The organism is Photobacterium andalusiense, from assembly GCF_900185625.1.
Classification (GTDB): domain Bacteria; phylum Pseudomonadota; class Gammaproteobacteria; order Enterobacterales; family Vibrionaceae; genus Photobacterium; species Photobacterium aquimaris.
Genome location: NZ_FYAJ01000002.1, coordinates 179,974 through 191,939, shown reverse-complemented (window position 1 = coordinate 191,939; position 11,966 = coordinate 179,974). Strand labels below are relative to the sequence as shown.

Below are 11,966 nucleotides of genomic sequence, written 5' to 3'. Positions count from 1 at the left end.
TTAATCAAAAAAAACAATAAAAACTTCAAGTTACAACTTACCAAGTTAAATCAATAATCCGTTCATCCGCTATATAATAAACAATATCACCAGCGGTAAGTATGGTAGTTAAACTCGGATTAATCTCACACGTTTTATTTCGTTGACGCACTGCAATAATAATTGCTTCATGATGTTTTTTGAATGTGTAATAAATTGACTCAAGTGTAATATCATCAATATGTAGTGGAACTTCAATAGAATATTGGGTCTGTCCTTTATGTGCACTCACTAATTCTGAATGAATAAAACTCGACCCTTTATCGATTACCGACTTAGCCACTAACTCTGTTGATAATGACGATATACATTCAGAATTAGGACAATATTTATGTAATAGATTTCGCTTAATCGAATCATCAAAATGCGCCACTAAATGTGCATCACTATTTTGCTCTGCAATAAATAAACTGATGGTTAAAGTTGCATCATCTAAGTCAGTATCAACTATCACAGCACTCGCTGTAGAAAGGCTTGCACGCTCCATCTCTATTGCGTCAGTAAATGAATTAACACGCACAAAATGTACATCGGTATCAAATGGTGATTCATCATATTCACACGATACCACTACCACCTCTCGCCGTCCTTGCTCTTCTCTTTTCAACATTTCAAGTAAATGGGGCGTACGACTACTATTTATACCAATAACGATAATATGATTTTCCAAATTCAATTTTTGCTTCCCTCTTCTATTTGCACGCCAAAAATCAGTAAAAAAAACTGCAATTTTACCTATTAACAATGCGAATAAACTCACGCCACAAGGAATAATAAATAAGGCTGCAAATAACTGTCCATATGCAGTCGTTGGACTTAAATCACCATAGCCAACGGTACTACTTGTCGTCACGATATAATAAGTAAAACTTGCCATGCTTTCGGTTAAATCAGATTCCTTAGCAAGCACTAAACCTATCCAACTCAACATGACATAACCACTAACGAGCAACATTAATGTATATCTATTAATCGCCATAAAATGCTTATTAATTACTTTTTTTATGACGTTTAATAGTAAATGCATATCCTTTCCTTTTGATTTACATAATATTAACAGTGTAGCCAATCATAAAACGGTTGTATGTATTACATTTCAAAAAATTCGTGTCCCATCTGTGCCCCATTTGAAAAATGACGGTCGTTGAACCATTAACACTTTTATGGCTATCCTGTCTTTCATTGAGTACCGTCAGAATTGATCAAAATGGATTACGAAAGTTATGGGTGTCTTATTTTTTCACTATTGACGGGAATTTTTCGCCCCAGATAAAAACGAAAAATAATAAGGATAATGGCTTTAACACGTAATAATTAAAGAGGATTTAATTATTAATAAATGAATTAAATTGATTGGTTCACGCCAAGGATAACGCTCGACTTCTTATCAGCATCACCCTTCATGATATTCGCAATATTTACTTATATAAAGCAGCTCGGGCTTGTCCAACACTTCGAATAGGTGTCGGCTACGCGACACATATCCTTATTTGGTTAACTGCGCTTTTCAGCTTTAGTTACACAAACAGAAAACAGCTCTTTCATTGGCACATAATTACAATGATAACCATGGATATTTGCGGCTACCCACCGCTCAGAAGTAATGCCAGAAAAATTGATATTGTAACCACAGTTGATTGCAATATGCTCAAACAACAAACGTTGGGCACGACCATTTCCTTCACGGAATGGATGTAAAACATTAATATCGCAATAATACTCAGCTAACTTAGTAAGAAATTCATCGTATGGTAGATCTACTAAATACTTATCTTTTTCTAACATTGAAAATAGATTATTTGCTTCTTTTTCAATCCTAGCTACATTACAGAAACGTGTATTTCCCTTTGAAATATCAATCGTTCTTAATTCGCCAGCCCATTCAAATAGATCGGAGAATAACATATGATGAATTGAACGCAGATAGCTGAAATCGTAAGGAGGCAATTGAAACTCTATATACATTGCAGCTAACGTTGTTAAATCACGCTCTGCAGCCTCTAATACCGCTTCATTGTTGATATTTAGCTTATTAACAAGAACCGTACTATTTTCGTAAGTATAAGGATCTTGTGTTGTGCCATATTTATCAGCCATTGAGCGCCTCTAACGAATTTACGTTTGAGTATTTGTTTAACAAAATTTGACGTTGTTGCTCTCTGTCGAGTGATAAATCGAAATTACTAGCAACATCATGCCCTTCTAAACGCATACTTTCTTTAAAGTTATCCATTTTAACTTGCTCGAAATAGGCATGCTTTTCTTCGTAAGAAGAAAGCATTGAATTACTTGGCATAACTAAATCAATATCATTAAGTTGAGACTGGATCGCTTTCCCTGATTCAAAAACACCCCAGCTATTAATAGAAAAACGGAAGGTTCGGCCCTGCCGCTCTCTTTGAATGTTTAAGCCTAAATTTTCAACTAATGAATTAACTACGGATTGTACTTTACGCTCAGAAATCCCAGTTGCAGCCACGATAGCTTGAGTATTTGGAGATTCTAATCGTGTCATTGCAGCTAAAACTAATAATTCGTATTTCATGCTTACCTCGCACATTTATGCGGAAATCGTATTAGTTTACAACTCAAAGGGAATGATTACCATATTTGAAAGCTAAATGAACAAAGAAGCACATAACAACTTACTATATTAACAACTTGCCCGTATTCATCTCGCAATAATATAAAAATCATTATAAATCAAATACATTTTTAATTATCAATCCCGATAGTAATCACAAAATCGGGCACTTGCCATCTAGAGCATAGAACAGCCATATCTTTACTTTAAAAACTCAACGCGCAGTTGGTAGATTCCCTATCGCCCTCGCGGGCATTCACTGTAGGGAATGACGCTTGCTGTTTAGATGTATGGTTATCTGAAAGAATGAACATAGGAACATAAGAACATAAGACAGCCATAAGTTTATTTTTAAAACTCAACGCGCGGTTAGTAGATTCTCTATCGCCCTCACGGGCATTAAAACAGTCGTGTCCCATCTATGTTCGATTTGAAAAAATGACGGTCGTTGAACCATTAACACTTTTATGGCTGTCCTGTCTTTCGCCAGAATTGATCGAAATAGATTACGAAAGCTATGGGTGTCCTATGTTTTACCTTTCATTACATTCGTAATATTTACTTATATAAAGCGGCTTAGGCTTGTCCAACACTTCGAATAGGTGTCGGCTACGCGACACATATCCTTATCTGTTAGATTTTTTTTGCTTTCTTTTTGTAATGTGCTTTTTGATGCCACTCATAGTATTGCTCACTGCCTTTCCAATTAGGAACAACTTTACCGACTAACTGATCAATTAATAGCTGAACTCGTGAGGTCACCCCTTTTCTTTTAGCTTGTACTATTTCACCTGAAATTACGACAACATAGCCTTTTTCAAAGAAATCATCACACCCTGTTTTACACATAAGAGTCGCAATATTATCAAAGTCGAGTTTTTCGTAGTCTTTACATTTGGAACGCTTTTTTATGTGTGCTGCAACAAGTAAATCAAATGGAAACTCTTCACCACATAGGGAACATTTCGCTACTTTTTTTCCTTGTAATAAATGTGCACGAAGATAACTTTGTTCTTTTCTTACCTTAGCTACTGAATCTGATTCTAAATCACGTTCACGAATTGAAGTAGGTAAATGCTCGAATGGTTTAAGAGAGCTGACCGTAGAGTTTGAGATATTTTCAGACACAATAAGTGAAGGTGCATTAGGTATTGTATCGTTCGACATTCTTGCGCCGTAACCAGATTCTACCAAAGTTGCTAGCTCTTCAATCGTATCAACTCTGACATAATCCTCTTGAAATCGAGTCAAACTTGCCACGTATCTGTTATCTTCTTTATGCTTATGTGGAGACAAAGGGGTGCCTTTGTAATCACCACTAGATACTTTTGCTTGTAATTTGGTCATAATATATCCAATAAATCTAACGCCGCATTAAGGTGTGAGCGACGCTTGGCTATACTTGAGCGAGGCGAAAGCGCCAAGTGTTGCGAATCACTCTTAAATGTTTTGTTGAACGAAGCCGCTACGCGGCAGAGTAAAGCAAACAGCGATTAAGCTACCTTAAATACTCCTTATAATGGAGTATTTATGATGAATAACGAACAACAGCAACGTTCAGATTATCTTTATGAACAACATGTTACCCACCTAACTTTACAAGATAAACGTCCAGCTACTATTGATGGTTATAGTCGTGCACTTCGTCACATTACTCACCATTTAGATAAATCACCTGATACGTTAACCACTGATGATCTCAAGCGATACTTTGCTCAACTGATTAAAACCCATTCATGGAGCACAGTCAGAATTGATCGTACTGGATTACGAAAGTTATGGGTGTCCTATGTTTTCGGTATTTGTTCTTTGAACATACGTCCGTATTTATCTCGTAATAATATGGAAATCATTATAAATCAACAAATTAAATTAATTCATTTACGCCAAGGATAGGTGTCGGCTGCGCGACACATATCCTTATTTGTTATGTAGCATTAAACTACTGTTCAAAATACGTTGTAACTGCTTCATCAGTAAGAGAGTAGTAATTTCTCTTGCCCAAAGCTTTGTTGATTGTCATTTCTTGTGCTTGTAGAAAGCCCATATCTTTTAACCTTGCAGCCCTTTTACCAACTTTTTGATACGTACAATCAAGTTCTTGAGCAAGGCCAGATGGGTACTGTGGACTGTCCACCTTTAGTGAGTTTATAAACTGCATATCAAATTCGGACAATAAAATTTTCTCATCAGCTAATTCAACGTCTACATTTGCATGTTCAACGCTACATGTCCCTGTTTTGCATTTAGGGCATAACATATCAAACATCTCTATCATGGGTAACATCTCATAATCGTGAGTTGCTTTACACTGGTGGTTGTTACAAGCTATATGTTTTGCGTCTGCTAAATAGCCTTGTAAGCTTTTTGTATTATTAAAACGTCTTTGTATTACATACTTTCGATCAGAACCTCGACCATAATGGATATCTTCACTCACACAAAGCCCATAATTAAACGAAAAAAAGCTCATTAACTCGCTACTATCTTGATCTTTTTGTTCATTATATTTAGTGATGAAAAATTGCATTTCCAAAGGTTTTAAAACATCTTCTAGCTTTTTATTTATATAAAAGTGGCTTGTAGGTGGTTTAGTCTTATCTTTTGCAAAAACTTTAGAGTCTGAAACTAATATATCTCGTTTGTTAATTTTTGCTGTATTAACAAACCTTTCTAACAATTGGTGTAAGTGGTATTTTTCAAGCTTCATATCAAAAGGTTCTCTCATGAACTGATTTTGAGAGAAATAAGGCCTAACAGTATCAATGAAATGCTTTTCTGCTGCAATAGACAGGTCATTGAGCGTTATTTTTTTATCTTTAGCAATACTCTGCTGATTTGCATACCACAAAATCCAACCAACATTACGTGGAACACAAGACGTAATATCAAAAAGTGCCTTATAGTAATCATCCAATGTAGTTTTTGTTGTATCAAAGAATTCGTCAGGAGTTTGTTTACAGAAAAACTGGGTTCGTTTTTCAATTAACTTTTTAATGCTACCTTGTGCTTGAGCATGGACGTCAGTGATGGTTTTTGCTTGGTATAGTTCGTAAAAATCCAGCCTTATCTGCTCGATTTTCTGCGGGTCAATATCTCCAAGATAAATTCTATCTGGATAAGCTGCAATTTTAAATTTAAAGAATTCATCAGAAAGGTTATTTAAAGGTCCAATGATTACATCTACAAATATTTTCATCGCATCATAATCAATTTCTGAAAAGTCATCTAGACAAATAAAAACATGATTAATACCGATCTTTTTTAACAATTCTCTTATGTTCCGCATTATCAAAATGGGATTAAAGCATTTTAAAAGGACTTCTGAAAACTCTTCATTTAAACTCGATGCATCAGAATTTGATGTTCCGTACTCGGCATTAAACCCTCCTTTCGGACCACTTGCATCAACGCTTACATTAGCTGTAACTTTTTGATTAACTGAATTCTTATTTTCTTCATTAGATAAAACTTTCTTTTGCTTTAGTACTTCAACATCCATATATTCAAATTTTTCGATATCATCGAAAATTCTATTTAGCTCTTCTTCAAAAGCAGTTTTATCCGGTCCAAAATAATCGGTAATTTTGGCCAGATAAAACTTCAAAGTATTGGTTTTAAGCTCCAACTTAATCTCTGAGATAATTTCCTTGAGAAAGGATTTATATATCAGGTATTTATTTAGATCTTGAGCGGAAAAATGATCTGCGTAATTTTCAGCGCTATAAGAGAATGCTTTAGATTGTTCAAAAATACTTTTAACATCAATATATAGCGAAAGACGATCTTTACTCTTTCTTATATCATGTTGAAGTCGAGCTATAATTGTCGATTTACCAGTTCCACGTCGCCCTGTTAGAATTGTCGTATTTAATTTTGAAATCGACTTTAAAATAAGATCATTATCTAAAGGGTCAACATATAGTTTTTCGATAACATCTTTGCTTTTACTAACATCCGATAAATCAGCTCTTCTACATTTTTTTAAGGAATCAACTAAATTAAAAAAATTATCTTTATTTTTCTGACTAATGTTCATTAAATACCCTTTAAAATATACGCGTAATCTGAGTTAACTTACTACTACATAACAACTTATTATATTAACAACTTGCCTGAATTTGTTCTTTGAACATGCGCCCGTATTTATCTCGCAATAATATAAAATCATTATAAATCAGATAAGAGAACATAGGACAGCTATATCTTTACTTTAAAAACTCAACACGCGGCAACTAGATTCCCTATCGCCCTCGCGGGCATTCACTGTAGGGAATGACGGTTGTTGTTTGGGTATATGTTATCTGAAAGAATGAACTTAGGAATATAAGACAGCCATAGCTTTACTTTAAAAACTCAACACGCGGCAGGTAGATTCCCTATCGCCCTCGCGGGCATTAAAACAGTCGTGTCCCATCTATGCCCCAGTTAAAAAATGACGGTAGTTGAACCATTAACACTTTTATGGCTGTCCTATCTTTCGTGAAAAAATGATGGTCGTTGAACCATTAACACTTTTATGGCTGTCCTGTCTTTCGCCAGAATTGATCGAAATAGATTACGAAAGTTATGGGTGTCCTATGTTTTTGTCAGCATGTCATGCAATTAGCGGGGATTTTTCGACCCAGATAAAAACGTAAAATAATAAGGATAATGGCATTAACGCATAATAATTAAAGAGGATTTTATTATAAATCAAAGTATTAAAATTATTGGTTCACGCCAAGGATAACGCTCAACTTCTTTTCAGTATCACCTTTCATGACATTCCCAATATTTACTTATATAAAGCCGCTCGGGCTTGTCCAACACTTCGGATAGGTGTCGGCTACGCGACACATATCCTTATTTGTTATGAGTATTACTTAAATGGGCTAAGATCAATATCCTCTAACTCACAAACTGCCATAATTGTTGGATGTGATGATAAACGATTTAGATAAGCTGACAGATGTTCAAAACTTAATGGCGATTTCTTAATAGGCAAACACCATTCAGAAAGCATAAATAAGAAGAAATCACAGGCTGATATTTCATCGCCTAAAAGGTATTTATTACCCTCAAGTTGATCATTAATTACCGATAATGATTCGCCAATTCGATCATCTTGCGCTGCAACCACATTTGGAATTGTGAGTTCATCATTTGTATGTCGATGCGGATAATAACGAACCATTAACTCAGCTTGAAGCGTATTGTTTAAGTAAGCTAACCATTGAAAAAATTGAGGTCTACTTTTGCTTCCCAAGTGAGGAATTAAACCATAGTCAGGGTTTTGCTCACAAAGATGAATACAAATAGCAGAGCTTTCAAAGATTGCCATTCCATCGTCAATCAACGTAGGAATTCTACCCGCTGGATTTAATTTTAAATATTCAGCTGATTTGTGGAGACTTGATTTCCTATCAACCAACAATAATTCATACTCTAATTCCATGAAATGTAATAAAAAGTGCGGAGCTAAACTCGCGTTGTTTGGGTAATAATATAGCTGATACAAAATGACTTCCTTTTCTTAATCCACAAATACTCATAACAACTTATTATATTAACAACTTGCCCGAATTTGTTCTTTGAACACGCGCCCGTATTTATCTCGAAATAATATATAAATCAGATATATTTTTAGTTATTAATCCCGATAGTAATCACAAAATAGGGCACTGCCATCTAGTTTCTGGGTTTTCGACTAGTAGTCGTCAGCAGAACATAGGACAGCCATATCTTTATTTTAAAAACTCAACACGCGGCAAGTAGATTCCCTATCACCCTCGCGGACATTAAAACAGTCGTGTCCCATCTATGCCCGATTTGAAAAAATGATGGTCGTTGAACCATTAACACTTTTATGACTGTCCTGTCTTTCGCCAGAATTGATCGAAATAGATTACGAAAGTTATGGGTGTCCTATGTTTTTTTTCGCAATATTTACTTATATAAGGTTGTTCGGGCTTGTCCAACACTTCGAATAGGTGTCGGCTGCGCGACACATATCCTTATTTGTTATACCTATTTAAACTTAGATTTAGCATGATAAGGTAAGATATACACCCCTTGAAGAAGGTGATCAATTACATCAATAGCCAATCCTAGCTGAACGGTATCATGTGGTTTTACTTCATGGGCTGAATCATTACCAATGGAACGCAACTTATGCAGTATGTCAGCGCCATCTTGTGTTAAAACCCCCTGAGTTACCAAGTCATTAATTTTAAGATAAAGGTTATTACCCTGAGCATTTTTATCTTTACATATAGTTTCTACTATTGCCCGAATGCCAATTCCAGTAAGGATTGCATGATTTGAGTTTAATGAGCTTATCGTTTCTCGATAAATCGCATGTAATTTTTGCGGTATCAGGAAAGAGTCATTAATAGGTTGTCGACCTTCTTCAGGGTTAGGATAAACATCTATTTTCTTAATTGGTATTACACATTCCTGTCCATCATGTGTATAACCATAATCATACTCTTCAGAGTTTTCATGCGTTGATCGAAAAACTATGCTTTCACAGCCTTGGCATTGAATGACTTGATATTCGTCATACCAACTCACGCCACCATATTGCCCATGCTCCTCAAAACCTTGGGAATATATATCGGATAGTATGAGGTGTTTTGTGCTTCTATTGCATACACCACAACTTGAATCCAATTTTTGACCCACTTTTTGATCTTTACTTATCTCATTGTTTGACAAGATATACTCCTAAACTCAATTATAGGTATAACAACTTATTATATTAACAACTTACCTGAATTTGTTCTTTGAACATGCGCCCGTATTTATCTCGCAATAATATAAAAATCATTATAAATCAGATACATTTTAAGCTATTAATCCCGATAGTAATCACAAAATCGGACACTTGCCATCTAGTTTCTGGGGTTTCGGCTAGTAATAGTCAGCAGAAAGAGGAACATAGGACAGCCATATGTTTAAGGGATTTTTCGACCCAGATAAAAACGTAAAATAATAAGGATAATGGCATTAACGCGTAATAATTAAAGAGGATTTTATTATAAATCAAAGTATTAAAATTATTGGTTCACGCCAAGGATAACGCTCGACTTCTTTTCAGTATCACCTTTCATGACATTCCCAATATTTACTTATATAAAGCCGCTCGGGCTTGTCCAACACTTCGAATAGGTGTCGGCTGCGCGACACATATCCTTATTTGTTATACATAATCGCATTCGATCAATTTAACCACATGCTCGATTTTTGTAACAAAAGCTACTGAATGTTTACTCCAATATTCAATAAACACTCCAGCTAAGATTTGATTATCTACATTTTCAATATCAGGTACAAACCAATACGGACCGCCACTACAACCTCTAGGATTCGGTATTTTTTGACCATTAACTTTACCTAACCATTTAACTGCATAATGATAATCTGGACTTTTACCCAAAGACTCAAAATCGCAACAGTCATCGAACATAAATGAATACGTCCACAAAGCACTACTATAATCATTAGTCACTCGATTAAATCGACTTGTAGTCTTATTTTTTGATACTGGATACCCTTGTAATATTTGCATATCTACAGTGGGAAACTTTTTATCTAACATACTAGAATATATAGGAATTGCTTGCTGTAAACAGCGTGAATATAATCCATGATCTTTACTGATAGGCAAAACCGCTATATCAAAATGATTATCTGCGATACCTTTTTCAGTAGATATTGTTCTTTTTAACCCTATAAGTTCCAATGAAAAAATACCGCCACCTAAGGCTATTTTTAATAAAGATCCAGCATCATTGAGTTCATCAATAACATGCGAAGCTGTTACAAAATAAATACAATCAATATAATTAATAAAAAAGCCTGTACCTACTATTTCTGGTCTTTTCGATTGATCGACTATAAATATCGGTATCGCATACTTATCAATTTTTTCACCGACTACTTGAAGTACTTTCCCATATTCTTCGTGACTATATTCCACCAAATAACCTCTTATGTATAACAACTTATTATATTAACAACTTGCCCGTATTTGTTCTTTGAACACGCGCCCGTATTTATCTCGAAATAATATAAAAATCATTATAAATCAGATACATTTTTAGTTATTAATCCCGATAGTAATCACAAAATCGGGTACTTGCCATCTAGTTTCAGGGGTTTTGACTAGTAGTGAGGAACATAGAGAGGAACATAGGACAGCCATATCTTTATTTTAAAAACTCAACGCGCGGTTAGTAAATTCCCTATCGCCCTCGCGGGTATTAAAACAGTCGTGTCCCATCTATGCCTGATTTGAAAAAGTGACAGCCGTTGAACCATTAACACTTTATATGGCTGTCCTATCTTTCTTATTTTTATGAATCAAAGCCCATATCTATCAATGAATCACAGCTCAACTCTAAAAGCTCATTTAGAAGGTTGTTTTGATGTCTCTCCATGGTATCATAATCGTCTTCATGCCATTGACCATAGGTCTCTTTGTGCTTATCAAAGACCTTTTGAGACTGTTCTAAAAACTCTTTAAACACTTTTTGGTCTTTCTTAGGCAAATAGATCAGGTAGTTATAACTCTCTGAGTGTAGGTTTTTTACTAGGTCTATTACTTCTTCCTCTACATTCTGAGCGTTAGACATTGAGAATGAATCCATATATAAACTACTCAAATAGTGTTCAGTAACAAATCTTATTCGAGAAAGTAATTCAACCAAAGATTCTCTAGCCTTAACTTCTTTTTCCCATTTCCATTGCTTACGCTTGAGCTTATATGGAAAAAAGAAATTAGTGAGAAATGCTCCCACAACGGTACCAAATAAAGGTAAACCTATTAGAGCTATTACATTTTCAAGCATTAATCAAACCACAAGCTGTAAAGAGCGCATTATACAACACGTCGCATTATTAATAAAAATTCTGTGATTCATAACAACTTGCCCGTATTTATCTCGCAATAATATAAAAATCATTATAAATCAGATACATTTTTAGTTGTTAATCCCGATAGTAATCACAAAATGGAGGTACATAAGACAGCCATATCTTTACTTTAAAAATTAAACGCGCGGCAAGTAGATTCCCTATCGCCCTCGCGGGCATTCACTGTAGGGAATGACGGTTGTTGTTTGGGTGTATGGGTTATCTGAAAGAATAAACATGGGAGCATAGGACAGCCATACCTTTACTTTAAAAACTCAACACGCGGTTAGTAGATTCCCTATCGCCCTCGCGGGCATTCACTGTAGGGAATGACGGTTGTTGTTTGGGTGTATGGGTTATCTGAAAGAATAAACATGGGAGCATAGGACTGCCATAGCTTTATTTTAAAACTCAACGCGCGGCAAGTAGATTCCCTATCGCCCTC

Annotated in this window: 9 protein-coding genes and 1 pseudogene; 1 reads left to right on the top strand and 9 read right to left on the bottom strand. The window is 35.2% G+C overall.

Annotated elements, in window-relative coordinates:
- Window positions 1-37: 37 nt before the first annotated feature.
- The 4 genes from PAND9192_RS06370 to PAND9192_RS06355 form a co-directional block, all read right to left on the bottom strand.
- Entirely contained in the window at window positions 38-1,066 is a 1,029-nt protein-coding gene (locus PAND9192_RS06370; protein WP_087853053.1) for an ion channel, read from the bottom strand.
- Between the two features lie 467 nt (window positions 1,067-1,533).
- A complete protein-coding gene (locus PAND9192_RS06365) occupies window positions 1,534-2,136 on the bottom strand; it encodes a putative adenosine monophosphate-protein transferase Fic (protein ID WP_087853052.1) in 603 nt (200 codons plus the stop codon).
- A complete protein-coding gene (locus PAND9192_RS06360) occupies window positions 2,129-2,584 on the bottom strand; it encodes a YhfG family protein (protein ID WP_012535201.1) in 456 nt (151 codons plus the stop codon). The genes PAND9192_RS06365 and PAND9192_RS06360 overlap by 8 nt, the downstream gene beginning before the upstream one ends.
- 672 nt (window positions 2,585-3,256) lie before the next feature.
- Entirely contained in the window at window positions 3,257-3,970 is a 714-nt protein-coding gene (locus tag PAND9192_RS06355) for a hypothetical protein (protein WP_087853051.1), read from the bottom strand.
- Between the two features lie 186 nt (window positions 3,971-4,156).
- Here PAND9192_RS06355 and PAND9192_RS06350 point away from each other — a divergent pair.
- Window positions 4,157-4,396: pseudogene (locus PAND9192_RS06350) on the top strand (phage integrase N-terminal SAM-like domain-containing protein); the annotation flags it as partial.
- Between the two features lie 169 nt (window positions 4,397-4,565).
- Here the strand turns inward: PAND9192_RS06350 and PAND9192_RS06345 are convergent.
- The 5 genes from PAND9192_RS06345 to PAND9192_RS06325 form a co-directional block, all read right to left on the bottom strand.
- Window positions 4,566-6,662: a hypothetical protein gene (locus tag PAND9192_RS06345; protein ID WP_087853050.1), complete on the bottom strand. Its 2,097-nt coding sequence runs from the start codon at window positions 6,660-6,662 to the stop codon at window positions 4,566-4,568.
- 822 nt (window positions 6,663-7,484) lie between these two features.
- On the bottom strand, window positions 7,485-8,123 hold the full coding sequence (locus tag PAND9192_RS06340) for a glutathione S-transferase family protein (RefSeq protein ID WP_061000333.1): 639 nt from the start codon (window positions 8,121-8,123) through the stop codon (window positions 7,485-7,487).
- 509 nt (window positions 8,124-8,632) lie between these two features.
- The gene (locus PAND9192_RS06335; protein WP_087853049.1) at window positions 8,633-9,322 is read right to left on the bottom strand and encodes a DUF4145 domain-containing protein; all 690 of its coding nucleotides are present in this window, start codon (window positions 9,320-9,322) and stop codon (window positions 8,633-8,635) included.
- 484 nt (window positions 9,323-9,806) lie between these two features.
- Entirely contained in the window at window positions 9,807-10,586 is a 780-nt protein-coding gene (locus PAND9192_RS06330) for a hypothetical protein (RefSeq protein WP_087853048.1), read from the bottom strand.
- Window positions 10,587-10,962: 376 nt separating this feature from the next.
- Window positions 10,963-11,457, bottom strand: a complete 495-nt coding sequence (locus tag PAND9192_RS06325) for a hypothetical protein (protein ID WP_087853047.1) — start codon at window positions 11,455-11,457, stop codon at window positions 10,963-10,965.
- Window positions 11,458-11,966: the final 509 nt, after the last annotated feature.

Bases quoted from the DNA above. Each gene is read 5' to 3' on its own strand.
- PAND9192_RS06345 (WP_087853050.1), bottom strand. From the start codon at position 6,662: ATGAACATTAGTCAGAAAAATAAAGATAATTTTTTTAATTTAGTTGAT.
- PAND9192_RS06355 (WP_087853051.1), bottom strand. From the start codon at position 3,970: ATGACCAAATTACAAGCAAAAGTATCTAGTGGTGATTACAAAGGCACC.
- PAND9192_RS06360 (WP_012535201.1), bottom strand. From the start codon at position 2,584: ATGAAATACGAATTATTAGTTTTAGCTGCAATGACACGATTAGAATCT.
- PAND9192_RS06365 (WP_087853052.1), bottom strand. From the start codon at position 2,136: ATGGCTGATAAATATGGCACAACACAAGATCCTTATACTTACGAAAAT.
- PAND9192_RS06325 (WP_087853047.1), bottom strand. From the start codon at position 11,457: ATGCTTGAAAATGTAATAGCTCTAATAGGTTTACCTTTATTTGGTACC.
- PAND9192_RS06370 (WP_087853053.1), bottom strand. From the start codon at position 1,066: ATGCATTTACTATTAAACGTCATAAAAAAAGTAATTAATAAGCATTTT.